Consider the following 24,335-nt stretch of genomic DNA (forward strand, 5'->3'; position numbering starts at 1 on the left):
ACAATCGTTGCATTCTATGTGAAGGCCCTATAAGCTGTGACCGACCCTAAAACTTGGATGTGTTTGATCTGTGGATGGCTTTATGACGAGGCGCAAGGCTGCCCCGAACATGGCATCCCGCCGAATACGCGCTGGGAAGACGTGCCCATGAACTGGACATGCCCTGAGTGCAGCGCCAGAAAAGAAGATTTTGAGATGGTGGAAATCTGAGTGCTTTTGCCGCTCGATATTCCAAGGCCTAATTCGGGAGGAGATTCACAGTGACAGCATCCAGTGCGCCCTTGCGGGTTCTGGTGGTCGATGACAGCAATACCATCCGCCGCAGTGCCGAGATTTTCCTCAAGCAGGGCGGTTACGAAGTTTTGCTGGCTGACGACGGTTTCGACGCTCTTTCCAAGGTCAACGATTACCAGCCGCAGCTCATTTTCTGCGACATTCTGATGCCCAAGCTCGATGGCTATCAGACCTGCGCCATCATCAAGCGCAATGCACGCTTCTCCAGCACTCCAATTGTCATGCTCTCATCCAAGGACGGCGTGTTTGACAAGGCACGCGGTCGCATGGTGGGCTGCCAAGACTATCTGACCAAACCTTTTACCAAAGATCAACTGCTGCAGGCTGTGGAACAGTTTGGCCAGCAAACCGCAGGTGTGGGAGCCGCGTGATGCCTATTCAAAAAGTACTGGTCGTAGACGACTCCAAGACCGAGCTGATGTTTCTCACGGACCTGCTGCAAAGACAGGGCTTGCAGGTGCGCACCGCCGAAAACGGCGAAGAGGCCATGAAGCGCCTGGCCGAAGACAAGCCCGATCTGATCTTGATGGACGTGGTCATGCCGGGTCAGAACGGCTTTCAGCTGACCCGCTCCATCTCGCGCGATCCGCTGTTCGCCGATGTGCCCATTCTCATGTGCACCAGCAAGAACCAGGAAACCGACCGCGTCTGGGGGATGCGCCAGGGTGCGCGCGGCTACATCACCAAGCCGGTGGATGCAGCCGAGCTGCAAGCCAAGATCGCAGCGCTGTAAAGGCTGCGTCTGCCCATGGCGAACCGCGAAGCCCTCCGAGATCTCCAATCCCGTCTGGCAGGCCGCCTGCAGGCAGCACGTAGCGAAAGCGTGACGGTCGCTGCCTGGCTGGCCGTGCAGGCCGGCGGCCGTGACTACCTGCTGCCCTTGAGTCAGGCTGGGGAAATTTTCCCGTGGACGGGCGTTCAGCCCGTGCCCTATACCCAGAACTGGTTTCTGGGGATTGCCAATCTGCGCGGAACCCTGGCGGGTGTCGTGGATCTGGCCCTGCTGCTCAACCATGGCCGCTCCCGCAGCGAGCAGGAATTATCCGAAACCAGCTTGCTGGCATTCAACACCGCTTTGGAGGTGAATGCCGCCTTGCTGGTGGATCAGCTTCAGGGTCTGCGCGGCGCAGACGCCTTTGTCCAAAGCGAGCCGGCACCGGCTCGTTCTCCGAGCTTTTTTGGCTCCGTCCACATCGATAGCACAGGCCGCCGTTGGCAAGAGCTGCAGTTGCAGCGCCTGTCGCAAACCGCCAAGTTTTTGAGCATTCGTGCTTAAGGTTTCTGGAAGCAGCGCTATGTCTTTTGCACAACGATTCACCCAGTGGTTCCAACGCAAGTCTGATCGATCAGGCACGGGTGCTGACAACAGCATGCTTGGCGATACCGTGGCCCAGGACATGTATTCGCTGGATACCACCTTGGGAATGCGCAGCGGCGATGCGGTGCTGCCAACCCAGGAACAGGTCACGCTGCCGCTGCTGGGCAAGGCGCCGGTTCCCAGGCATCAGCGCACGCTGTTCACCTTGCTGGGTCTGTCGGTGCTGGTGCTGGTGGTCGTGGCGGCATGGATGCTGCGCTCGGCCAACAACTCCAACCAGCAGCTGGCTGCCACCGGCCAGGCCTTGATGCAGTCCCAGCGTCTGGCCAAATCGGTCTCCCAAGCCATGACGGGTGCCGAAGCGGCTTTTGCCGACGTGAAAGACAGCGCTGGCGTGCTGGCGCGCAATGTGCGCGCCCTGTCCTCGGGCGATCCCGAACTGGGCGTGAATGCCGTGGGTGCCGACCTGCAAGCCACGATGGACAGCATCACCCCACTGATGGAGCGGGCCGAAAAAAGCGCCGCTCTGATCATGGGGCAGCAAAAAATCCTGACTCAGGTCGGTGAGGCGTTGCGCACCATCAACCGCCAATCGTCGGACCTGTTGGAAACCGCTGAAACCATCTCCTCGCTGAAGCTGCAGCAAGGTGCGGGCGCCGCTGAGATTGCGGCCGCGGGCCAGCTGGTGATGTTGACCCAGCGTATTGCCAAGTCGGCCAATGAGTTCCAGACCCTGGAAGGCGTGAGCCCCGAGGCTGTGTTCCTGCTGGGCAAGGATTTGAACTCCTTCAAGGAAATCTCCGAAGGCCTGCTGGACGGCAATGCCGAGCTGCGCCTGGCGCCCAGCCGTGACGAGCAGATTCGCGAGCAGCTGCAAACCCTGATCAAGCAGTACGACGAGACGCGTGCCCAGGCCAGCGCCATTTTGGGCAATCTGCAAGGCCTGGTCTCGGCGCGTGAAGCGCAGACGGCTATCAACAACGATAGCGAACCGCTGCGCCGTCAACTGGAAGAGCTGCAGACCGCTTTGCAAGGCGGCGCGGGTGCCAGCGTCTGGCAACTGGCCGTGTTGGCCCTGGCGGTTCTGGTGGCCGTGTTGTGCGGCATAGGAATCTCCCGCGTGCAGCTGATGGACAGCCGTGCACGCCAGCAACTGGCCGAACGCCACCAGATCGACGCCCGCTCTCAGGAGCAGGAGGCCAAGCGCATCAACGATGCCAACCAGGCCGCCATTTTGCGTTTGATGAACGAGCTGCAGTCGGTGGCCGAAGGCGATCTGACCCAGGAAGCCACGGTGACCGAAGACATCACGGGGGCCATTGCCGACTCGGTGAACTACACGGTGGAAGAATTGCGCGCTCTGGTGGGTTCGGTGCAGAACACGGCCACCCGGGTGGCTCAGACCACGGCCGAGGTGGATGCCAACTCCACCGAGCTGCTGGCCGCATCGAACGAGCAACTGCACGAGATTCGTGAAACCGGTCAGTCGATTCTGGAGATGGCCGGCCGCATCAATGATGTGTCGGCACAGGCGCAGCAATCGGCCCAGGTGGCCCGTCAATCGCTGCAGGCTGCCGACTCCGGCTTGAAGGCCGTGCAAAACGCCATCGGTGGCATGAACTCCATTCGCGACCAGATTCAGGACACTTCCAAGCGGATCAAGCGCCTGGGTGAATCGTCCCAGGAAATTGGTGAAATTACCGAACTGATTTCCGACATTACCGAGCAGACCAACGTACTGGCCCTGAACGCCGCCATCCAGGCTGCTTCGGCCGGTGAAGCGGGTCGCGGTTTCTCGGTGGTGGCGGAAGAAGTGCAGCGCCTGGCCGAACGCTCGGCAGACGCTACGCGCCAGATTGCGGCGCTGGTGAAAGCCATTCAGACCGACACCCAGGATGCGGTGGCCGCCATGGAGCGCTCCACCCAGGGTGTGGTGGACGGCGCGCGCCTGTCCGACTCCGCCGGCACCGCGCTGTCCGAAATCGACAGCGTGTCGCGCCGACTGGCCGAGCTGATCGAACAGATTTCCTCCTCTACCTCGCGCGAAGCCGCGCAGGCCAATGATGTGGCTGAGAATATTCAGCACATTTTTGCGGTGACGGAGCAGACGGGTGAAGGTACGCGCAGCACGGCACAACAGGTGCGTGAGTTGTCCCACATGGCCGAAGAACTGCGCCAGTCGGTGGCACGATTCAAGATCGTCTGAGTACCTATCAACACATACGAGCCCTGACGGGTCAAGGGAATTGAGCATGTCCGTGGTAGACGACTCGCCAATCCGTGCAGTGATGACTGCACCTGCAGAGCAGGACCTGGGGCCCCTGGCCTGGGTGCTTGATGAGCTGCGCAAGTCGCTGGAAGCTGCGAACAAGGCGGTAGGCCGATTTGTCCGGGACGCGGACGCGGCCCGTGTGGCCGATCTGGAGACGCTGGACACTTCGGCCCTGCGCATTGCGCGCCAGCAGTTGCACCAGGCTTGCGGTGCGCTGGAAATGGTGGGCCTGGGCGCTCCGGCCCAGATCATGCGCAGCATGGAGGATGCGGTCAACCGCTTCATACAGCGTCCCGAGCTGTGCACGGCCGAGGCGGCTGCCACGCTGGAGCGCACGCATTTTGCGCTGATGGAATTTCTGGAAACCATGCTGGCTGGCAAAGAAGTGTCGGCCGTGGCCTTGTTTCCCCAGTACCGTGAAGTGGCGACGCTGGCCGGCAATGACAAAGTGCATCCCGGCGATCTATGGCCTGCAGAGCGCCGGGCGCGCGAACCCGACTGGGTGGGCGCCATGCCCGCAGCGTTGGAATACGGCCCCGCAGCCCGCGCCTTGTTCGATGGCGTGGTGCTGCGCCTGATCAAGAGTGAAGACCGCGAAGCCTCGGCGCAAATGCGCGACCTGTGCCTGCGCCTTGCCGCCGGCAAGCTCGAGGACGTGACGGCGCGCAGCTTCTGGAAGATTGCAGCTGCCTTTTTCGATGCTCAGGCACATGGCCTGATCGCGGTCGATCTCTATGTCAAGCGCATGGCCTCGCGCGTGCTCATGCAATACGCCTCCATGGCCAAGGGCGACAGCCTGCCGCCGGCGCGGCTGCTGCAAGACCTGATGTTCTTCTGTGCCCAGGCCAAGCCGCGCGAGCGCTCCGGTGAGGTGCTCAAGGCGGTTCAGCAGGCCTACTCCATGGACGGCATGCCCCAGGTGGATTACCAGGTGGCGCGCTTTGGCCGCCATGATCCGGCCGTGCTGATTCTGGCGCGCAAGCGCATTGCGGCCGTGGCCGACACCTGGTCGGCTCTGGCCGGTGGCGAGCGCGGCAAGATCAAACTGACGGTGGAACAGTTCGGCCAGGTGGCCGAATCCCTGGTCAAGCTGCAGCCCGCCAGCCAGGGCCTGGCCCGGACCCTGATTCGCGTGGCGGAAACCGTGGACCGCATCGGTCAGCCGCCACCGGCCGAGCTGGCCATGGAAGTGGCGACGGCCGTGCTCTATCTGCAAGCCGTTTTTGCCACCTTCAACCTGGATGAGAAGGCCCAGGCCAGCCAGTTCAGCAGCCTGGTGTACCGGCTGGATGCTGCCTTGCAAGGCGCTCCTGCCCAGCCGCTGGAGCCCTGGATGGAAGAGCTGTTCCGCCAGGCCAGCGATGACCAGACCATGGGTTCGGTGGTGGGCGAATTGCGCTCCACCCTGGGCGAGTCTGAACGGCAGCTGGATATGTATTTCCGCAATCCCGCAGATACCAGCGTGCTGGCGGCCGTGCCTCACCAGATGTCGCAAATGCGCGGCGTGCTCTCGGTGCTGGGCTTTGATCAGGCTGCGTTTGGCATGCAGCGCATGCGCGAGAAGGTCGAGCAGCTGATCCTGGGTGAAGTCCGGGAGGAGCAGCGCGCTCAGGCCTTCGAGAAACTGGGCAACAGCCTGGGCGCCATGGGTTTTCTCATCGACATGCTCAGCTACCAGCGCAATATGGCGCGCAAGCTGTTCATCTATGACGAGGAAGCCGACGAGTTGCGCGTTCTCATGGGACGCAATCGCAACCGCAGCAGCGAGCCTTTCAAGCCCACGGTGGATATCTCCACCGAAGACTCTGCTCCCGAAATACCAGCGCAGACCGCTGTATCTGTCACTGTTCCAGAGCCATTTGCACCTGAAGTGCATGTCGCAGTTGCGGAACAAGCTATTGATTCCGTAGTGACAACGACAGCAGCAGACCCCGTGGCTGCCGAACCCATGACGGCGGTTTTGCCGGTTGAAGAACTTCAGCCGCCAGCCGCTCCCGTGGACGTAGATCTGGGGCAGATGCCGGATGCCGCTGTGGCCGAAAGCCTGGCGCCTTCCTTGCCGGCTCCCGCTCCGGTGAGCGAGCCTGCGCCCGATGCGCTGGGCGATGCCATGGCCCAGGTGTTTGCCGGCATGCATCAAAGCACGGCCGCCCAGCCCGAGGCGCAAGAGCCGTTGGCGGCATTGGATCTGGATCTTTCCGCGTCGCCATCGCCGGTGCAGGCTGTGCCCGACTTCGAAGTGCCGGCCTTCGTGGAGCCGGCGCTGAGTGTGCAGGAACTCGATGGCGAAGATGAGCTGCTGTTCATCTTCCTAGAAGAGGCCCGTGAAGTCGTGGAAAACGGCTTGCATGCCTTGCGTGTGCTGGAGGAGCAAGCCGGCAGCCTGAGCGAGCAAACTACGCTGCGCCGCGCGTTTCACACGCTCAAGGGCAGTTCGCGCATGGTGGGGCTGGATGAATTCGGCGAAGCCGGCTGGGCTCTGGAGCAAATGCTCAATGCCTGGCTGGCCGAGCAGAAGCCTATGCCCGCTCCCATGCGCGCTCTGGCCGTCGATGCTCTCAAGGCTTTTGCGGCCTGGGCGCAGGATCTGGAAGCGCGTCAGGCCGAGCACTGGTCTGCCACGCCATTTCGCGCCGCCGCCGATGCCATGCGTCTGACCGGCCAACGCGCCGATGTTGCGCTGATGCCGCGCCGCGCACGCAGGCCAGAGGCCATAGAAGAGTTTGCGCCGTTGGCTCCCGAAGCTGAGGCCCTCGATACGGCGGCGCCAGCAGCTCCTGCAGAACCACAGGCCTCCGCTGAACCCGCAGCTTCCGCTGAGCTGGGCTGGATGCTGGAGCTGCCTGAAGAAGACCAACCCGAAGGCAAGCCCGAGGAAAGGTCCGAGAACAGGCCCACAGAAGCCGCCGCCGAAGCGCTGCTGCCTGTGCAGAGCCATGAGCCGCATGCCTTTCTGCCCGCGCTGGACTTTGATGTCTTTCTTCCCGCGTCTGCCGAGGCACCGCTGCAGCAGCCCGGTGGCGCAGAAGAGACGGCAGATGCAGCGGTTGGTGAGGTGCCGGCCAGCCCCGATGAGGCGCAGGAGCTGGACTTTGCCGATTTCGAAATCGCCATGCGCGAGAGCGAGCTGGCGGCCCTGGATGCACACGCGCCCGTAGTCGAGCCCGAACCCGAATCGGCGCCCGAGCCCGAGCCAGAGACGCTCATTGAGCAAGCGCTTGAGAGCGCGCCGCAGCTGCTGCTGCAAGCGGCGCCGGCCGTGGATTTTGCGGACTTCGAAGTTTCTGAGACGGAGCCTGCCGCCAAGCGCACGCCTATCGCTGAAATCGATATGGCGCCGGAAGTGCCAGAGCAACCCACGCCGGAGCAACCCGCCGCGCCAGAGGACGATTACAAGCATATCGACGGGCTGCGCATCAGCACGCCGCTGTACAACGTCTACCTCCACGAGGCCGACGAGTGGTCCGAGCGCCTGCGGGCCGTGCTGCAGCAGTGGAGCCTGGACCTGAGCCAGCCCGTGCCCGAGGATGCCGTGGCTTTGGCTCATTCGCTGGCCGGCAGCTCAGGCACCGTGGGCTTCAAGCCGCTGTCCGAACTGGCGCGTCTGCTGGAGCACACGCTGCAGCATCTGCAGTCCCAGGGCTTCGCCACGCAGCTGCAGGCCAGCTGCTGCGTCAACGCGTCGGAAGAGATTCGTCGCCTGCTGCACCAGTTCGCCGCAGGTTTTCTGAAGACGGCGCAGCCCTCGATAGCCGAAGAGCTGCAGGCCTTGCTGGCGCAAAGCCTGGAGTTGACCGAGGTTCCGCCAGCACTCGAAGTCAGCGAGCTGGATCTCAGTGCCCGCGACTGGTCGGATCTGCTGACCGATTTGCCCGCCAAGACCGTGGATCCGCTGGATCTGCCGCTGGACTTCGCGGCGCAAACGCTTGAAAGCGCCGAGCCTCAGGCCGCCGATCCTGTTCTCGATACCGGCGCGCAAACACCCGAGTTGCCCCAGGCGCCTGCCGTGTACTCGGCCATGCCGCGGCCCGTGGGCGCCGAGCAGGAAGCCGATCTGCAGCGCCGCATCGATGCGGCGATTGCCCTGGCCGTCCATGCCGAGACCGACGATGACGAGATCGATGTGCTCGATCAGGTCGATCCCGATCTCTTCCCTATCTTCGAGGAAGAGGCCGTCGATCTGCTGCCCAAGCTGGGCGCAGCTCTGCGCCGCTGGCATGCACGCCCCTTGCTGGACGATGCCCGCAAGGAAACCTTGCGCGCCTTGCACACCCTCAAGGGCAGCGCCCGCCTGGCAGGTGCCATGCGCATGGGCGAGATGGCGCACCGGCTGGAGTCGGCCGTGGAGCGCGTGGATGGCGACAAACCCAGCGCCGAAAGCATTGATCCCTTGCTGGCCCGCTTTGATGCCCTGCAAGCCAGCTTCGATGTGCTGCGCGTGGCGGGCGAGCAGGACGCAGAGCCGCCGCTGGACCGGATTGACGATGCCGTGATTCAGGCGCCGCTGCATCTGGCCGCAGAAAGCGCTGCGACGGCTGCCGCTCAAGCGCAGAGCGTTCCTGCCGATGCCGCTACTGCCAGCAGTGAAAGCGTTGAGGCCGAGCCCCAGGCTTTCGCTTTCGATGACGAGCTGGATGCGCAGGCCGCAGCGTCTGCGGCCGCGCCGCGCGTCGCATCGCAGCAGACGGTGCGCGTGCGTGCCCAGTTGCTGGACCGCCTGATCTCCCAGGCCGGTGAGGTCTTGATTGCCCGCTCGCGTGTGGATTCACGCCTGGCCCAGGCCCGCGCTTCGCTGGGCGATCTGACGCTCAATCTGGAACGCCTGCGCAGCCAGCTGCGCGATATTGAGGTGCAGGCCGAGAGCCAGATGCAGTCGCGTCTGGCCCTGTCCAAGGATTCGGCCGCCGGCTTTGATCCGCTGGAGTTCGACCGTTTCACTCGCGTGCAGGAGCTGACTCGCATGATGGCGGAGTCGGTCAACGACGTGGCCACCGTGCAGCGCAATCTGCAACGCGACATGATTGCGGCGGAAGACGATCTGGTGGCCCAGGGCCGTCAGGCGCGCGATCTGCAGCGCGATCTGCTGCGCACGCGCATGGTGGAGTTCGAATCTCTGGCCGAGCGCCTGTATGCCGTGGTGCGCCAGACCTCCAAGGAGATGGGCAAGCAGGTGCGCCTGAACATTCTGGGCGGCACCATCGAAATGGACCGTGGCATGCTAGAGCGCATGATGCCGGCCTTCGAGCACCTGCTGCGCAACTGCGTGGCGCACGGCATCGAATCGCCCGAGCAGCGCCAGGCCGCAGGCAAGTCCGCCGTGGGCACCATCGAAATCATTCTGAGCCAGGAGCGCAACGATGTGGCGCTGTCGGTGGAAGACGACGGTGCCGGTCTGAACCTGGAAAGCATTCGCAGCAAGGCCATCAGCCAGAATCTCTGGGCCGCCGATCAGCACATGGGCATGGAGGACGCGGGCCGCCTGATCTTCGAGTCGGGCTTCAGCACGGCCACCGAGATCACCGGCGTGGCCGGGCGCGGCATTGGCATGGACGTGGTGCGCTCCGAAGTCAATGCGCTGGGCGGGCGCATAGAAACCCATTCCGAAGCCGGCCGCGGCAGCGCCTTCCGTCTGGTCTTGCCGCTGACCACGGCCGTGACCCAGGTGGTCATGCTGCGCGTGGGCAAGATGAGTGTGGGCGTGCCTGCCAGTCTGGTGGAAATCGTACGCCGCACGCCGCTGGATGCGCTGGGCCAGGCCTATCAAACCCAGGCGTTCCACGACGGCAGCGAAGTCATGCCGTTTTACTGGGCCGGTGCGCTGTGGCAATCGTCTTTGCGCAGCGAGGAGGCCGTAGGCCGTACCCGCCCCGTGCTGATTGTGCGCAGCGCCTCGCAGCGCATTGCCCTGCATGTGGATGAGGTGCTGGGCAACCAGGAAGTGGTGATCAAGAACCTGGGTCCTCAGCTGGCGCGTCTGCCCGGCCTGACCGGCATGTCCGTGCTGCCTTCGGGTGCCGTGGTGCAGATCTACAACCCGGTGGCCCTGGCCAATGTGTATGGCGATCAGGTGCGCGCTCTGGCGGCCAAGGCCGAGCAGGCTGCAGCCGAAGGTTTGCAGGCATTGCCCGCTGCTGCGGGCGCGCTGCTGACGGGCGATGCTCAGGCCTCGGTGCCTCTGGTGCTGGTGGTCGATGACTCGATTACCGTGCGCCGTGTGACCCAGCGCCTGCTGCAGCGCGAAGGCTACCGCGTGGCCCTGGCGGCCGACGGACTGCAGGCCATCGAAGTGCTGCAGGACGAGCGCCCCACGGTGGTGCTGTCGGACATCGAAATGCCGCGCATGGACGGTTTCGATCTGCTGCGCAATATCCGCGCGGACCAGCGACTGAAAGGCATGCCGGTGATCATGATCACCTCGCGCATTGCCCAAAAGCATCGCGAGATGGCGGCGCAGCTGGGCGCCAACCACTATCTGGGCAAGCCTTATGCCGACGAGGAACTGCTGGGCCTGATTCAGCACTACGCCTTGCAACGCAGCGGCCCGGCGCCCGAAAGCCAGCCTTTGCACGGTGGCACGACTGGCCGTACGCCGGCCGTGGACGACTGAGTTTTCTCTAGAAAACAAGGAGCGGCTTGCGCCGGTCTTGATTGGGTTTCAGATTGAATAAATTCTGAAACCTATGAAAGACAAGCGCAGGCCGCTTCTTTTTCAGGAGTCCTGATCGGAGCTGCTTTTGACCACGGCATAGCGGGCCAGCGTTTTTTCACGCGCTGCGGCGTGGTCCACCACAGGGTAGGGGTAGTGCTGGCCCAGGCGGATGCCGGCTTCGGCCAGCTCGATGGGCTTGGCCAGCCAGGGTGCATGGCGCAGCTTGGCGGGCAGGGCGGCGACTTCGGGCACGTAGCGGGCAATGAACTGGCCCTGGGCATCGAACTTCTGGCTTTGCGTGACCGGGTTGAAGATGCGAAACCAGGGCTGGGCGTCGCAGCCCGTCGATGCCGCCCACTGCCAGCCGCCGTTGTTGGCTGCCAGATCAAAGTCGTTGAGCTTCTCGGCAAAATAGGCCTCGCCGCGCCGCCAGTCCAGGCCCAGATCCTTGACCAGAAAGCTGGCCGTGACCATGCGCAGCCGGTTGTGCATATAGCCCGAGGTGTTGAGCTGGCGCATGGCGGCATCGACCAGGGGGTAGCCGGTGCGGCCTTCACACCAGGCGCTGAACAAGGCGTCGGCCTCGGGGCCGCTCTCCCATTCAATGGCGTCATAAGCGGGCTTGAAGCTGCGCTCGGTGACATGCGGATGGTGGGCCAGAATCTGAAAATAGAAATCGCGCCAGATCAGCTCGGACAGCCAGGTGGCCGCGCCTTCGCGGGCCTGAGGCGGCCAGTCCTCGTTGTGGGCGGCTTCATAGGCGATGCGCGCCAGCTCGCGTATCGATACCGTGCCAAAGCGCAGATGCACGCTGAGGTAGCTGGGGCCTTTGAGCGCGGGAAAGTCGCGCGCCGCCTGGTATTTGGGCAGGCGCGGCAGAAAGTCGGCCAGCAGCTGCCGGGCGCCGCTGACGCCGGTGGGCAGGCGCAGGCCGTCCAGCGTGCCGGCGGCAAAGCCCAGCTCGGCCGCGCTGGGCACGGGGCGCGTGTCTGCCTCGGGCCGGGCCGCCAGCTTGGCGCCCAGATGGCGCTCGCTGGGGTAGCTGGACAGATAAAACGGCGTGATCTTGCGCAGCCAGGCGTTCTTGTAGGGCGTGAAGACGGAAAACGGCGACAGGCTTTGCGTCAGCACCTCGTCGCGGCCGAAGATGCGGTGGTCTTTGCTGGGCAGAAAGTTCACCTGCTGGGCGCGCAGCTGGCGGCGCACGCCGGCATCGCGGGCCAGGGCCTGGGGTTCGTCATCGTCATTGCAGAACACCGCCTGCGCGCCCAGTTCACGGGCCAGGGCGGGAATGATGTCCTGGGCCAGCCCCCGGCGCACGATCAGGCCGACATCGCTGCGACCGCTGCTGCTGCGCAGGCTCTGGTCCAGCTCGGCCAGGCTCTGGCAGATGAACTCCACGCGGCGGTCTGCACGCGGCAGAGACGCGAGAATGCTGTCGTCAAGCACAAAAACGCAATAAAGCTGTGCGCACTGGCGCAAAGCGTCATAAAGCGCGGCATTGTCGGCCAGGCGCAGATCGCGTCGGAACCAAACCAAGCCCACAGGGTAAGAAGGAGACATAGATCGCCGGTAAAATCGCTGACATGTCTGAAGAATCTGCGCCTATCAATTTGACGCACCACTTCCTGATCGCCATGCCCGGATTGGAAGATGAGTCGTTTTCGCGCAGCGTGGTCTACCTGTGCGAACACAGCGAGCGTGGAGCGCTCGGTCTGATTATCAACAAACCTTCCAGTCTCAGTCTGGAAGGCTTACTCAAAAAGGTGGACCTGGGTCTCAAACGCGAGGATTTGCGCAACGAGCAGGTCTATACCGGCGGCCCGGTGCAAACCGACCGAGGTTTTGTACTGCACGAGCCCATGGTGATCGAGGGCGCGGCGGCGGACGAATCGGCCTATGCCTCGACCATGACCATCCCTGGCGGGCTGGAGATGACCACTTCCAAGGACGTGCTCGAAGCCCTGTCCGATGGCGCAGGCCCCAAGCGGCTGCTGGTCACGCTGGGCTATGCCTCCTGGGACGAAGGCCAGCTGGAATCCGAAATCGGCGAGAACGCCTGGTTGACGGTGGCGGCCGACCCCATGGTGATTTTTGACACCCCGGTGGAGCAGCGCTATGACCGCGCCCTGGGCCTGCTGGGTTTGCAGCGCTGGATGCTGTCGCCCGAATCCGGACGTGCATGACTGATATTTCCTCTTCCCACAAGGCCGCCGATGCGGCCTTTTCATCGGCCGACGGATCGACGCAGGCATCGGGTGTGGCGCCAGCCGCAGCCCCCGTGCCCAGCCAGCCCGAGGTTCCCGCGCACTTTCAACAATTTCTGGCTTTTGACTTTGGCACCAAGCGCACAGGCTGCGCTTCGGGCAACCGGGTGCTGGGCGGGGCCAATCCCCTGCCCACCATCAAGGCCGAAGCTGCAGAGGCGCGCCTGGCGGCGGTGGACAAACTGGTGCGCGAGTGGCAGCCCAATGCGCTGGTGATCGGCGTGCCCTATCACCCCGATGGTGCTGCGCACGAGAACACGGCGCGGGCCTTGAAGTTTGGCCGCCAGCTGAGGAGCCGCTGCAAGCTGCCGGTCTATGAAGTGGACGAACGCTACAGCACGACCGAAGCCCTGGCCGGCGGCGCGCGTGACGCCGATGCGGCTTCGGCCTGCATTATTTTGGAACAGTTTTTGAGGAGTCTTCCATGAGTGAAACCATTGCAGGAAACCAGTCGGGACAAGGTAGCCTGATTCTGGATGCCGAAGCCTTGTACGGCGAATTGCTGCGTGGTGTGCAGCGCCTCATGGGGCCCCAGACGCGTCTGGCCGGCATCACCTCGGGCGGCGCCTGGCTGGTGGAGCGCCTGCACAAGGATCTGAATCTGCAAGGCAAGCCTGCCGTGCTCTCGTCCTCGCTGCACCGCGACGATTTCGCCCAGCGCGGCATGAGCACCAGCGCGCAGACGCAGATCGACTTTGACGTCAACGGCGCCGATATCCTGGTGCTGGACGATGTGCTCTACACCGGCCGCACCGTGCGCGCCGTGCTCAACGAACTTTATGACTACGGCCGGCCCGCTTGCGTGCGCCTGGCCGTTTTGGTGGACCGGGGTGGGCGCGAGTTGCCCTTCCAGGCCGACTTTGCCGCAGCGCGCGTGGTGCTGCCGGCCGACCGTCTGCTGTCGCTGGCACGCGACGAAGGCGGTGTTTTCCACTTTCGCATCCAAGAGGCCTGATCGTGCTGTACAAGCGCAACCCCCAACTGAACAAGAACGGCGAGCTGATCCACCTGCTCTCCACCGAAGGCCTGTCCAAGGACATCCTGACCCACATCCTCGACACCGCCGGCAACTTCGTCAGCGTCAACGACCGTGAAGTCAAGAAGGTGCCCTTGCTGCGCGGCAAGAGCGTGTTCAATCTGTTCTTTGAAAACAGCACACGTACCCGCACCACCTTCGACATCGCCGCCAAGCGTCTGTCGGCCGACGTGTTCAATCTCGATATCGCGCGCAGCTCGGCCAGCAAGGGTGAGACCCTGCTGGACACCATTGACAACCTCTCGGCCATGGCGGCCGATATCTTTGTCGTGCGTCACAGCGAATCGGGTGCGCCTTATCTGATCGCCAAGCATGTGGCACCCCATGTCCACGTGGTCAATGCCGGTGACGGTCGCCATGCCCACCCCACCCAGGGGCTGCTGGACATGTACACCATCCGCCACTACAAAAAGGATTTCTCCAATCTGCGCGTGGCCATCGTGGGCGACGTGCTGCACTCGCGTGTGGCGCGCTCCGACATTCACGCCCTGACCACGCTGGGCGCGGCCGAAGTGCGCGTGGTCGGCCCGCGCACGCTGGTGCCTTCGGACATGGCCAGCATGGGCGTGCGCGTCTTCCACAACCTGGAAGAAGGCATCAAGGACTGCGATGTCATCATCATGCTGCGCCTGCAAAACGAACGCATGAGCGGCGCGCTCCTGCCTTCCAGCCAGGAGTATTTCAAGAGCTTCGGCCTGACGCCCGAGAAGCTGCAGCTTGCCAAGCCCGATGCCATCGTCATGCACCCCGGCCCCATCAACCGCGGCGTGGAAATCGCCTCGGAAGTGGTGGATGGGCCGCAGGCCGTGATCCTCTCGCAGGTGACTTTCGGCATCGCCGTGCGCATGGCCGTGATGTCGATCGTGGCGGGTAACGAAGCCTGATGGAGCATCAGGCCATCCCCCTGAGCGGCTGCGCCGCTTCCCCCTTCTCTCGCAGCGCTGCTGCGGGAAGGGGGACGACGCCCGCGCCGCGAGGCGGCTCTTGCTCGGCGTCTCATTCGACAGCTGGCCGGTACACAGGGCAGGGTGGCATTGGGTTCAATATGTTTTTTGTAGCTGCTAGCGCTTGTGTGGCAAGGGCTGGTAGCCAATTTGGTGCCAAACCATGAAGATTCTGATTCGCAATGGCCGGGTGATGGACCCGGCACGAGGTTTTGACCAGCAGGCCGATATCGCCATCGATGGCAGCGTGATCGCCGCCATCGGCATGGTGCCCGATGGTTTTGTGGCCGAGCGTGAAATCGATGCCAAGGGCTGCTGGGTGCTGCCCGGTCTGGTCGATCTGGCCATGCGCCTGCGCGAGCCCGGCTACGAGCACGAAGGCATGTTGCAGTCCGAAATGGCGGCTGCCGTGGCCGGCGGCGTGACCAGCCTGGTCTGCCCGCCCGATACCGATCCCGTGCTCGACGAGCAGGGCCTTGTGGAAATGCTCAAGCTGCGTGCCGACAAGCAGCACAAGGCGCGGCTGTTCCCCATGGGTGCGCTGACCATAGGTCTGAAGGGCGAGACGCTGACCGAGATGGCCGAGCTGACCGAATCGGGCTGCGTGGCTTTTGGCCAGGCCGATGTGCCGCTGTCCAGCATCACCACGCTCAGCCGCGCGCTGAGCTACGCCAACACCTTTGGCTATGCCGTGTGGCTGCGCCCGCAGGACAAGGACCTGGGCAAGGGCGTGGCCGCCAGCGGCGCCCTGGCCACCCGCATGGGTCTGGCCGGCGTGTCCGTGGCGGCGGAGACGATTGCGCTGCACACCATCTTCGAGCTGGTTCGTGGCTCGCAGACCCGAGTCCACCTGTGCCGCATCTCCAGCGCCGCAGGCGTGGAGCTGGTGCGCCGCGCCAAGGCCGAAGGCCTGAACGTGACGGCCGACGTGTCCATCAACTCGCTGCTGCTGACCGAAAACGATATCGGCTACTTCGACAGCAGCGCCCGTGTGGTGCCCGTGCTGCGTCAGCAGCGTGATCGCGATGCCCTGTCTGCCGCTTTGGCCGACGGCACCATCGACGCCCTGGTCTCCGACCACACCCCCGTGGATGAAGACGAAAAAGCCCTGCCGTTTGCCGAGTCCGAGCCCGGCGCCACCGGCGTGGAGCTGCTGCTGTCCGTGGCCGTCAAATGGAGCCGCGACCATGGCGTGCCTCTGAACCGTGCCTTGCAGGCCGTGACGGCATCGCCCGTGGCGGTGCTGGGTGCCGCCTTGGGCGAGCAGCAAGCGCAGCTAGGCCTGCTGCAAGAGGGCGGCGTGGCCGATCTGTGCATTGTCGATCCCGCTTCCGAATGGACGGTGGAGCCCAAGGCGCTGCTGAGCCAGGGCAAGAGCACGCCGTTTGGTGGCTACGAACTGCCGGCCCGCGTGCGCTACACACTGGTCGATGGACAGATCGCTTTCGAGCGGGCGGCTTAAGCCGCTGCTGGGCCGCAAAAAAAGCATCAGCTTGGGCTAGGGCGGTGCGGCGAGCTTTGGCCTGCGCCGCCTGCCCCGGGCCTGCCGAGATTTTGAGCGTCAGTCGGGAACGAGGAATTCTTGCTAACCATGGCTAACGGCTTGTACAAAATCAAAAACAGTTTGCGCGCCGTCTGGCGCGGTCTGCGTCTGCTGGCCCATGTCGCCAAGGGCGCATGGATTGTGGCCTTCCGCTTTCCGCAGCTGCACTACTGGCAGCAGCATGAGCATGTGCAGGCCTGGGCCGCCACCTTGATGGTGCGCGCTGGGGTGCAGCTGCAGATCGAAGGGCAGCCACCCACCAAAGGCCCGGTGCTGCTGGTCAGCAATCACATTTCCTGGTTGGACATTCCGCTGCTGCATGCGGCGCGCCACTGCCGCTTCATCTCCAAATCCGACGTCAAGGGCTGGCCCATCATCGGCACGCTGGCCACAGCAGCCGGCACGCTCTACATACAGCGCAGCTCACGGCGCGATGCCATGCGCATGATCACGGCCATGGAAGAGGCTTTCAAGCGTGGCGAAATTCTGGCCGTCTTCCCCGAAGGCACGACGGGTGACGGTCGCGAGCTGCTGTCGTTTCACTCCAACCTGCTGCAGGCGGCCGTGCAGGTCGATGCCCAGGTACAGCCCGTGGGTCTGCGCTTTGTCGATGGAAAAACCGGCGAGCCCAGCTATGCCGCCACCTATGTGGGCGATGAAACCCTGCTGGGTTCCATCTGGCGCGTGCTCAGTGCCGAGCAGCTGATGGCCGTGGTGCATTACGGCGAGCCACAGCAGGCCCAGGGGCGCGACCGGCGTGTCTGGGCCAAGGATTTGCACGCCGAGGTGGACAGGCTGCGCAAAGCTTGAGTCGGCTCCTGTGGAGCGCAGCAACCTGGCACGAGCGACTTACAGCGACATCTTGCTGTCCACAATCACCTTGCGCCAGCGCTGCAAGTCCTTGGCAATCAGGTCGGCAAACACCTTGGGCGTGCTGGGCATGGGCTGGGCACCTTCGCTTTGCAGGCGCTCCAGAATGGCCGAGCTCTTGAGCGAGGCATTGATCTGGGCGTTGATCTTGTCCACCACATCGATAGGCATCTGGGCCGGGCCCACCACGCCATACCACTGGTCGGCCTCAAAGCCGCTCAAGCCGGGCAAACCGGTCTCGGCCACCGTGGGCACATTGGGCAAGGCGGCAATGCGCTGAGGCGAGGACACGGCAATCGCCTTGATCTGCCCGGAGCGAATCTGCGCCAGCACCGCCGGCACGCCGGTGAACAGCGCCTGCACCTGACCGGCCACCAGATCGTTGACGGCCGGTGCCGTGCCCTTGTAGGGCACATGCTGAAGATTCAAGCCGGCCTGCAGGGCCAGATAGGCCATGGTCATATGGGCGGCACTGCCGTTGCCGCCCGAGCTGTAGTTCACGCTGCCGGGTCTGGCCTTGGCATAGGCGATGAACGAGGCCAGATCGTTGACGGGTACGGAGGGGTGAACCACCAGCACATTGGGCACGCGCGCCACCCAGGCCAGGGGGGTGAAACTCTTGATCGGGTCGTAAGGCAGCTTGGGGTAGAGCGTGGGCGTGACCGCCAGCGTGCCCACATGGCCCATGAGCAGGGTATAGCCGTCGGCAGCGGCCTTGGCCACGCGGTCTGCGCCAATGCTGCCGCCGGCACCCGCCACGTTTTCCGGCACCACACTCTGGCCCCAGGCCGTGGTCAGCTCATGGCCGATGGCACGGCCCAGAATGTCGGCCGAGCCGCCGGGGGTGAACGGAATCACCATGCGGATGGCCTTGTGGGGATAGCTCGCTTTTTGCGCAGCAGCCAGGCCAGGCAGGCCTGCAAGGCTAGGCAGCGCTGTGGCACCTGCCCATTGCGCCCACTGCCTGCGGGTCAGATGTTGAAACGAAGTCATGGCCAGTCTCCTTGTTTTGTCTTGTTAATAGTCTAGGGATGAGGCCCGAAAAAGCCAGAGCGCAGCGCTCATAGCTGATATGTCTTATGCGCTGGCCCTACCACTGCATCCAGCGAAACCGGGTACGCTTGCCGCCATGCATTCCCGAGTTTTGCGTTACTTCGATGAAGTCGTTCGCCGTGGCTCCATACGCAAAGCGGCGGAGTATCTGCACGTGGCTCCTACCGCCGTCAACCGGCAAATTCTGGACCTGGAGGCCGAGCTGGGTGCGCCGCTGTTCGAGCGCATCAGCAATCGCCTGCGTCTGACGCCTCTGGGGGAAATGGTGCTGGCCCATGTGCGCCAGACCCTGCGCGAGCACGAGGCACTGCGCGAAAGAATCGAAGACTTCAAAGGCGCAAGGCGCGGCCATATCGGCATTGCGGCCACCACCGGGCTGGCGGCTTCGCTGATGCCCTCGCTGGTACATGATTTTCGCCAGCGCTATCCGGGCATCACGGTGCGCGTGATCGATATGCCGGTGGCCGAGATTGCGCTGGCGGTCGAGCGTGGCGAGATGGACCTGGGCCTGTGCTACGACCTGCCGCTGCCCAAGACCTTGCGGGTGCTGGCGGCCAGCGAATGGCAGATTGGGGCGGTGGTGCCGCCGGGTCATGCACTGGCAAAACACTCTTCGGTGCTGCTCAGCGAGTGCGTGGGCTACCCGCTGATCCTGCCTGCGCCACCGCTTTCCATTCGCACGCTGCTGGATGCGGCCTTCGCCAGAAACGCCATCGAGGTCACACCGGTGGCCGAGTCCACCTCCATGGCCTTGATTCAACGTCTGGTGGCCATGGGCAGCGGCATCGCCTTGCTCAATCCTCTCGATGTGATGGAGGAGTGCAGCCGCAATGCCCTGCTGTATCTGCCCTTGCGCGATCCCGAACTGCAGCGCCAGGCCTTGGTGCTGATGGCCCGCAGCAAAGGGCAGCTGAGCGCCGCTGCGGAGCTGATGGCGCAAAGCATAGAGGCGGCTCTGGCACGCATGTTTGCCGCGATCTAGCCGGGGTTGATGTACACATTTTGTGTGCATTAGAGGCGGAATTTAGCGCTATCGTGAGTTCACAAGTCTTTCTAGACTGGCCTCCACTTGAACGACAGTGGAAACGCCAAAATGACTTTGATAGCCCTTCATGCCGATGTACTCGTCACCATGGACGAGCAAAGGCGCGAGATCGCCGATGGAGCTCTGGTGGCCGAAGGGGCCGCCATCCAATGGGCCGGCCCCACGGACCAGCTGCCGCAGCAATACCGTGCGCTGATGGAGACCGGCCAGGCCCAGGTGCTCAATATGCGCGGCAAGGTGGTGATTCCCGGCCTGGTCAACACCCATCACCACATGTACCAGAGCCTGACCCGCGCCGTGCCTGCGGCCCAGGATGTGGAGCTGTTTGACTGGCTGGGCAATCTGTACATGTTGTGGTCGCATCTGACGCCGCAGATGGTGCATGCCTCCACGCAGACGGCCATGGCCGAGCTGATGCTGTCGGGCTGCACCACCAGCAGCGACCATCTCTACCTGTTTCCCAATGGCTCGCGTCTGGACGACTCGATTGCTGCGGCCCAGCAGATGGGCATGCGCTTTCATGCAGCGCGGGGCTCCATGAGCCTGGGACGCAGCAAGGGCGGTCTGCCCCCGGATCAGGTGGTGGAGGACGAGGCCTTCATCCTGCGCGACAGCCTGAGGCTGATTCAGCAATACCACGACAGCTCCCGGCACTCCATGCTGCGTGTGGTGCTGGCGCCTTGCTCGCCGTTTTCGGTGACGCGCGAGCTCATGCACCAGTCGGCGCTGCTGGCGCGTGCCCATGGGGTTTCGCTGCATACCCACCTGGCGGAGAACGAGAACGATGTGGCGTTCTCGCGCGAGAAATTCGGGCTGACGCCGGCGCAATACGCAGAGAGCCTGGGCTGGGTGGGGCGCGATGTCTGGCATGCGCATTGCGTCAAGCTCGATGCCGAGGGCATTGCCCTGTTTGCCCGCACCGGCACGGGGGTAGCGCATTGCCCTTGCTCCAATATGCGCCTGGCCTCGGGCATTGCACCCGTGCGCCATATGTGCGATGCCGGCGTGCCCGTGGGGCTGGGCGTGGATGGCAGCGCTTCCAACGACGGCGCTCACATGCTGGGCGAAGTGCGCCAGGCCATGCTGTTGCAGCGCGTGGGCCATGGGCCGGCCGCCATGAGTGCGCGCCAGGCCCTGGAAATCGCCACCCTGGGCGGTGCGCGCGTGCTCAATCGCGACGATATCGGCGCCATCGCCACCGGCATGTCGGCCGATTTCGTGGCCTTCGACATGAACCAGATTGCCTATGCCGGCGCCGGCCACGACCCCGTGGCGGCCCTGGTGTTCTGCACGCCTACCCAGGTGCACACCAGCGTCATCAATGGCCGCGTCGTGATTGCCGATGGGCAGTTGCTGACGGCAGACCTGGAGCAGGTGCTGGGCACGCACAGAACGCTCGCCAGCCAGCTGTTCAAAGCGGCCTACCAAAGCTGAGCAGCGCCAGCCGCTGCCATCTCGTCCATTGAGCCTGAGGGCGCGAGCCCGTCAGGCAAAAACATTCCGATAACAAACCAAGGAGACAGGCAATGGAACATTTGATCTACGGCGTTGAGGATCGCCCACCGCGTTTTTTCACCACGCTGCTGCTGTCGCTGCAGCATTTGCTGGCCGCGCTGGGGGGCATCATCGCGGTGCCGCTGGTGTTTGGCGGAGCGCTCAAGCTGCCGGCCGACCAGATCGTGGCCCTGGTCAACGCGGCCTTGCTGGGCTCGGGGGTGGTGACCATCATCCAGTGCCGGGGCGTGGGGCCTGTGGGCATACGGCTGCCTTGCGTGATGGGCACCAGCTTTGCGTTTGTCGGCGCGGGCATCAGCGTGGGTCTGGAGCACGGCGTGCCCGGCATTCTGGGTTCATCGCTGGTGGGCTCTCTGGTGATGATCGTGGGCAGCTTTTTCATGCCGGTGATCCGCCGCTTCTTTCCGCATACCGTCACCAGCGTGGTCGTCACCATGATCGGTCTGTCGCTGACGCCGGTGGCCGTGGACTGGGCGGCAGGCGGCGTGGGCAGTGCCGGCTATGGCTCGGTGGCCAATCTGGCGGTGGCCGTCTTCGTGCTGTTTCTGGTGATTGGCTTTGTGCAATGGGGCAAGGGCATGATTTCAGCATCGGCCGTGGTGCTGGGCATTGTGTGCGGCTATCTGCTGTGCCTGGCCATGGATTGGATCGATTTCACCCAGGTCAGGCAGGCGGCCTGGTTTGCCATTCCCCAGCCTTTGCACTTCGGCATGAGTTTTCCCCTGTCCGGCGTTGTGGCCATGTCCATCGCCTTTCTGGTCACGATTGTGGAAACCACGGGCACTTTCATGGCTCTGGGTGCTGCCACGCGCACGCCGATTCCCGGCAAGCGCCTGGCCAGCGGCATGTTGTGCGATGGCGTGGGCTCGGCCTTTGCCGCGCTGATGTCCAGCCCGCCGGTCTCCACTTTTGCGCAGAACGTGGGCGTGGTGTCGCTGACCGGCGTGGCCAGCCGCCATGTGGTCATGCTCACCGGGGTGATGCTGCTGTTGGCCGGCTTGTTTCCGGTGCTGGGCGCCTTGGTGGTCACCATTCCCCAGCCGGTTCTGGGTGGCGCAGGCCTGATGATGTTCGCCATGATTGTCTGTGCCGGCGTGCGCATGCTCAGCAGCAGCGAGCAGTCGCGTCGCAGCACGCTGATCATTGCCGTCTCTCTGGGCTGCGGCCTGGCCGTCACCGTCAGGCCCGATCTGCTGGCCAAGATGCCGGCCTTTATCCGCGAGGTGTTTGGCTCAGGCATTACGGTGGGTGCGCTGGTAGCGGTGGCTTTGAATCTGGTGCTGCCGGGTCGCGAGCTGGAAGTGCATGAGGAGGTGGCGGCCTGAACGAGGCTAGCGGCATGGAATTCATGCGTCGGGACACTACACTCGGCGCATGACTACAAGCCACCCCACGGATGCGCCGGTGAATCGCCCCGATATCACCATTTTCCACAACAACCGCTGCAGCAACTCGCGCGGAGCCCTGGCCCTGCTGCGCGACAACGGCATCGAGCCCAATATCGTGGACTACCTTGCCACGCCGCTGACGGCACCCGAACTGGCCGAACTGGTGGCGCATCTGGGCGTGCCTTTGCAGGATTTGCTGCGCACCAAGGAAGCCGCATACCAGGAGCTGGGCCTGGATCAGGCCGGCGTCAGCGACGCGCAGCGGCTGGCTGCGGTTGCCGCGCATCCCGTGCTGCTCAACCGCCCCATCGTGGTCACGCCCAAGGGGGCTGCACTGTGCCGGCCGCCCGAGAAGGTGCTGGCGCTGATCTGAGGCGTTTGCTATTAATGGGAGAGCTGACAGCGCTCTTCCTTCAATGACTTCAGCAAGTTTTTTACTGAAAACAAAGCAGGGATATGCGCAAGGCGCTCATCTCTTTGCTGTGCCAACGAGGCTGACCGCTCCTAAGTCTGGCCTAAGTCTGGGCGTTCAAACTACCTCTCAATAGCACCAGTACGGTGCATTTTTGAAAGGTTTGCCATGAATACGCTTTTGTCTACACCTCGTCGTCTGGTCATGGCTCTGGTGGCCGCCGGAGCGATTGGTGCGCTGGGAGCGACCGGCGCCGGTCTGGTGGGGGCCAGCCGCAGCGATGCCGTCGCTCAGACGGCAGTCTCCTCCTTCAATCAGCCCGCAGCCGGCAATCTGCCCACGCTGACTACACCTAATTTTGCCGAGATCACCGCCCGCAACGGAGCTGCCGTGGTCAATATCAGCGTGGTCGGCACTTCGCGCTCCATGCGCGAGGACACGGCGGATTCCGCCAGCGAGCGCGGCGCGGCGCCGCAGATCAGCCCCGACGACCCCTTCTTTGAATTCTTTCGCCAGTTCGGTCTTCCCGGCATGCCGGGCATGCAAGGCGGCCGAGGCCAAAGACCCGATACGCCGGTGCGCGGTGAGGGCTCGGGCTTTATCGTCTCCAGCGATGGCGTGATTCTCACCAACGCCCATGTGGTGCATGGCGCCAAGGAGGTGACGGTCAAGCTCACCGACCGGCGCGAGTTCAGCGCCAAGGTGCTGGGTGCCGACCCCAAGACCGATGTGGCCGTGCTCAAGATCGAGGCCAGCGGCCTGCCCACCGTCAAGTTGGGCCAGACCAGCCAGCTGCGCGTGGGTGACTGGGTGCTGGCCATCGGCTCGCCCTTTGGTTTTGAAAACAGCGTGACGGCGGGCGTGGTCAGCGCCAAGGGCCGCTCGCTGCCCGATGATTCCTTTGTGCCCTTCCTGCAGACCGACGTGGCCATCAATCCCGGCAACTCGGGCGGTCCGCTGTTCAATGCGCAAGGTGAGGTGGTGGGCATCAACAGCCAGATCTACAGCCGCTCCGGTGGCTACCAGGGCGTGTCGTTTGCGATTCCCATCGAGCTGGCCACGCACGTGCAGCAGCAGATTCAGACCACGGGCAAGGTGCAGCACGCCAAGCTGGGGGTGAGCGTGCAGGAGGTCAATCAGGCGTTTGCCGACTCCTTCAAGCTGCCCAAGCCTGAAGGCGCGCTGGTGGCCAGCGTGGAAAAGAACGGCCCCGCCGCCAAGGCCGGACTGGAGCCCGGCGATGTGGTGCGCAAGGTCGATGGCGTGGCCATTGTGGGCAGCGGCGATCTGCCTGCCTTCATAGGCCAGGCCTTGCCCGGCCAGAAGGTGACGCTGGAAATCTGGCGCAAGGGTGAAGCCAAAACGCTGACCGCCACCCTGGCCGATGCCAGCGACAAGACCGAGCGCTTGGCTCAGGGTGCGCAGGATGCCGACAAGGGCAAGCTGGGCCTGGCGCTGCGCCCGCTGCAGCCTGAGGAGAAAAAGCAGATCGGCGTGGATGCCGGCCTGGTCGTGGCCCAGGCGGGCGGACCCGCTGCTGCCGCCGGCATAGAGGCTGGCGATGTGCTGCTGGCCATCAACGGCGTGCCTGCCGGCAATGTGGAGGCGGTGCGAGCCGCCGTGGCCAAGGCCGACAAGTCCGTGGCCGTGCTGATCTGGCGCGATGGCAACAAGATTTTTGTGCCTGTGCGCCTGGGATAAGCCTGAACACCGGCTTCGCTTGAAGCGT

19 protein-coding genes are annotated in these 24,335 nt (G+C 63.8%); 17 read left to right on the top strand and 2 right to left on the bottom strand.

The window, feature by feature from the left end; genetic code table 11:
* The first annotated feature begins 57 nt into the window (after positions 1-57).
* The 6 genes from ACNAZA_RS08800 to ACNAZA_RS08825 are packed head-to-tail and all read left to right on the top strand — an operon-like array spanning position 58 to position 10,491.
* The gene (locus tag ACNAZA_RS08800; protein WP_120971885.1) at positions 58-210 is read left to right on the top strand and encodes a rubredoxin; all 153 of its coding nucleotides are present in this window, start codon (positions 58-60) and stop codon (positions 208-210) included.
* A 50-nt stretch (positions 211-260) separates the two neighbouring features.
* A complete protein-coding gene (locus ACNAZA_RS08805) occupies positions 261-665 on the top strand; it encodes a response regulator (RefSeq protein ID WP_415796162.1) in 405 nt (134 codons plus the stop codon).
* Complete coding sequence (locus ACNAZA_RS08810; RefSeq protein WP_120971444.1) at positions 665-1,027, top strand: response regulator; 363 nt, start codon at positions 665-667, stop codon at positions 1,025-1,027. The genes ACNAZA_RS08805 and ACNAZA_RS08810 overlap by 1 nt, the downstream gene beginning before the upstream one ends.
* Positions 1,028-1,042: 15 nt before the next feature.
* Complete coding sequence (locus tag ACNAZA_RS08815; RefSeq protein ID WP_415796164.1) at positions 1,043-1,570, top strand: chemotaxis protein CheW; 528 nt, start codon at positions 1,043-1,045, stop codon at positions 1,568-1,570.
* A gap of 19 nt (positions 1,571-1,589) precedes the next feature.
* Positions 1,590-3,818 carry a methyl-accepting chemotaxis protein gene (locus ACNAZA_RS08820; protein WP_415796166.1) on the top strand — a complete coding sequence of 743 codons (2,229 nt, stop codon included), beginning with the start codon at positions 1,590-1,592 and terminating at the stop codon, positions 3,816-3,818.
* A 46-nt stretch (positions 3,819-3,864) separates the two neighbouring features.
* Positions 3,865-10,491 carry a hybrid sensor histidine kinase/response regulator gene (locus ACNAZA_RS08825; protein WP_415796167.1) on the top strand — a complete coding sequence of 2,209 codons (6,627 nt, stop codon included), beginning with the start codon at positions 3,865-3,867 and terminating at the stop codon, positions 10,489-10,491.
* A gap of 102 nt (positions 10,492-10,593) precedes the next feature.
* Here ACNAZA_RS08825 and ACNAZA_RS08830 read toward each other — a convergent pair whose 3' ends face one another.
* Positions 10,594-12,096, bottom strand: a complete 1,503-nt coding sequence (locus tag ACNAZA_RS08830; RefSeq protein ID WP_415796168.1) for a cryptochrome/photolyase family protein — start codon at positions 12,094-12,096, stop codon at positions 10,594-10,596.
* A gap of 23 nt (positions 12,097-12,119) precedes the next feature.
* On the opposite strand from ACNAZA_RS08830, the gene ACNAZA_RS08835 reads away from it, so the two are divergent.
* The 6 genes from ACNAZA_RS08835 (at position 12,120) to ACNAZA_RS08860 (ending at position 17,133) form a co-directional block, all read left to right on the top strand.
* Entirely contained in the window at positions 12,120-12,719 is a 600-nt protein-coding gene (locus ACNAZA_RS08835; protein WP_120971439.1) for a YqgE/AlgH family protein, read from the top strand.
* Positions 12,716-13,228 carry a Holliday junction resolvase RuvX gene (ruvX, locus tag ACNAZA_RS08840; protein ID WP_415796169.1) on the top strand — a complete coding sequence of 171 codons (513 nt, stop codon included), beginning with the start codon at positions 12,716-12,718 and terminating at the stop codon, positions 13,226-13,228. Before ACNAZA_RS08835 ends, ruvX begins: the two co-directional genes overlap by 4 nt.
* On the top strand, positions 13,225-13,755 hold the full coding sequence (gene pyrR / locus ACNAZA_RS08845) for a bifunctional pyr operon transcriptional regulator/uracil phosphoribosyltransferase PyrR (RefSeq protein ID WP_120971437.1): 531 nt from the start codon (positions 13,225-13,227) through the stop codon (positions 13,753-13,755). The genes ruvX and pyrR overlap by 4 nt, the downstream gene beginning before the upstream one ends.
* 2 nt (positions 13,756-13,757) lie before the next feature.
* Positions 13,758-14,720 (top strand): aspartate carbamoyltransferase catalytic subunit, encoded by a 963-nt coding sequence (locus ACNAZA_RS08850; RefSeq protein ID WP_120971436.1) that lies wholly within the window; start codon positions 13,758-13,760, stop codon positions 14,718-14,720.
* Between the two features lie 223 nt (positions 14,721-14,943).
* Positions 14,944-16,242: a dihydroorotase gene (locus ACNAZA_RS08855; RefSeq protein WP_415796170.1), complete on the top strand. Its 1,299-nt coding sequence runs from the start codon at positions 14,944-14,946 to the stop codon at positions 16,240-16,242.
* 129 nt (positions 16,243-16,371) lie between these two features.
* The gene (locus ACNAZA_RS08860) at positions 16,372-17,133 is read left to right on the top strand and encodes a lysophospholipid acyltransferase family protein (protein WP_415796171.1); all 762 of its coding nucleotides are present in this window, start codon (positions 16,372-16,374) and stop codon (positions 17,131-17,133) included.
* A gap of 39 nt (positions 17,134-17,172) precedes the next feature.
* Here ACNAZA_RS08860 and ACNAZA_RS08865 read toward each other — a convergent pair whose 3' ends face one another.
* On the bottom strand, positions 17,173-18,186 hold the full coding sequence (locus ACNAZA_RS08865; RefSeq protein WP_415796172.1) for a Bug family tripartite tricarboxylate transporter substrate binding protein: 1,014 nt from the start codon (positions 18,184-18,186) through the stop codon (positions 17,173-17,175).
* Between the two features lie 136 nt (positions 18,187-18,322).
* Here ACNAZA_RS08865 and ACNAZA_RS08870 point away from each other — a divergent pair, with 136 nt between their 5' ends.
* The 5 genes from ACNAZA_RS08870 (at position 18,323) to ACNAZA_RS08890 (ending at position 24,307) form a co-directional block, all read left to right on the top strand.
* Positions 18,323-19,228, top strand: coding sequence for a LysR family transcriptional regulator (locus tag ACNAZA_RS08870; RefSeq protein ID WP_415796174.1), 906 nt, complete (start codon positions 18,323-18,325; stop codon positions 19,226-19,228).
* 111 nt (positions 19,229-19,339) lie between these two features.
* Entirely contained in the window at positions 19,340-20,725 is a 1,386-nt protein-coding gene (locus ACNAZA_RS08875) for an 8-oxoguanine deaminase (RefSeq protein WP_415796176.1), read from the top strand.
* Positions 20,726-20,817: 92 nt separating this feature from the next.
* The gene (locus ACNAZA_RS08880; protein WP_415796177.1) at positions 20,818-22,131 is read left to right on the top strand and encodes a nucleobase:cation symporter-2 family protein; all 1,314 of its coding nucleotides are present in this window, start codon (positions 20,818-20,820) and stop codon (positions 22,129-22,131) included.
* A 49-nt stretch (positions 22,132-22,180) separates the two neighbouring features.
* A complete protein-coding gene (gene arsC, locus ACNAZA_RS08885) occupies positions 22,181-22,567 on the top strand; it encodes an arsenate reductase (glutaredoxin) (protein WP_415796178.1) in 387 nt (128 codons plus the stop codon).
* Between the two features lie 207 nt (positions 22,568-22,774).
* Positions 22,775-24,307, top strand: a complete 1,533-nt coding sequence (locus ACNAZA_RS08890) for a Do family serine endopeptidase (RefSeq protein ID WP_415796180.1) — start codon at positions 22,775-22,777, stop codon at positions 24,305-24,307.
* Positions 24,308-24,335: the final 28 nt, after the last annotated feature.

This window comes from Comamonas aquatilis (assembly GCF_965139575.1).
Classification (GTDB): Bacteria; Pseudomonadota; Gammaproteobacteria; order Burkholderiales; family Burkholderiaceae_C; genus Comamonas; species Comamonas aquatilis.

What these genes read in the sequence shown, in the direction of transcription:
- ACNAZA_RS08890 (WP_415796180.1), top strand. Translation starts at nt 22,775, where the DNA reads ATGAATACGCTTTTGTCTACACCTCGTCGTCTGGTCATGGCTCTGGTG.
- ACNAZA_RS08830 (WP_415796168.1), bottom strand. Translation starts at nt 12,096, where the DNA reads ATGTCTCCTTCTTACCCTGTGGGCTTGGTTTGGTTCCGACGCGATCTG.
- ACNAZA_RS08880 (WP_415796177.1), top strand. Translation starts at nt 20,818, where the DNA reads ATGGAACATTTGATCTACGGCGTTGAGGATCGCCCACCGCGTTTTTTC.
- ACNAZA_RS08855 (WP_415796170.1), top strand. Translation starts at nt 14,944, where the DNA reads ATGAAGATTCTGATTCGCAATGGCCGGGTGATGGACCCGGCACGAGGT.
- ACNAZA_RS08835 (WP_120971439.1), top strand. Translation starts at nt 12,120, where the DNA reads ATGTCTGAAGAATCTGCGCCTATCAATTTGACGCACCACTTCCTGATC.
- ACNAZA_RS08870 (WP_415796174.1), top strand. Translation starts at nt 18,323, where the DNA reads ATGCATTCCCGAGTTTTGCGTTACTTCGATGAAGTCGTTCGCCGTGGC.
- ACNAZA_RS08865 (WP_415796172.1), bottom strand. Translation starts at nt 18,186, where the DNA reads ATGACTTCGTTTCAACATCTGACCCGCAGGCAGTGGGCGCAATGGGCA.
- ACNAZA_RS08800 (WP_120971885.1), top strand. Translation starts at nt 58, where the DNA reads ATGTGTTTGATCTGTGGATGGCTTTATGACGAGGCGCAAGGCTGCCCC.
- ACNAZA_RS08825 (WP_415796167.1), top strand. Translation starts at nt 3,865, where the DNA reads ATGTCCGTGGTAGACGACTCGCCAATCCGTGCAGTGATGACTGCACCT.
- ruvX (WP_415796169.1), top strand. Translation starts at nt 12,716, where the DNA reads ATGACTGATATTTCCTCTTCCCACAAGGCCGCCGATGCGGCCTTTTCA.
- ACNAZA_RS08810 (WP_120971444.1), top strand. Translation starts at nt 665, where the DNA reads ATGCCTATTCAAAAAGTACTGGTCGTAGACGACTCCAAGACCGAGCTG.
- ACNAZA_RS08875 (WP_415796176.1), top strand. Translation starts at nt 19,340, where the DNA reads ATGACTTTGATAGCCCTTCATGCCGATGTACTCGTCACCATGGACGAG.
- ACNAZA_RS08820 (WP_415796166.1), top strand. Translation starts at nt 1,590, where the DNA reads ATGTCTTTTGCACAACGATTCACCCAGTGGTTCCAACGCAAGTCTGAT.
- ACNAZA_RS08815 (WP_415796164.1), top strand. Translation starts at nt 1,043, where the DNA reads ATGGCGAACCGCGAAGCCCTCCGAGATCTCCAATCCCGTCTGGCAGGC.
- pyrR (WP_120971437.1), top strand. Translation starts at nt 13,225, where the DNA reads ATGAGTGAAACCATTGCAGGAAACCAGTCGGGACAAGGTAGCCTGATT.
- arsC (WP_415796178.1), top strand. Translation starts at nt 22,181, where the DNA reads ATGACTACAAGCCACCCCACGGATGCGCCGGTGAATCGCCCCGATATC.
- ACNAZA_RS08860 (WP_415796171.1), top strand. Translation starts at nt 16,372, where the DNA reads ATGGCTAACGGCTTGTACAAAATCAAAAACAGTTTGCGCGCCGTCTGG.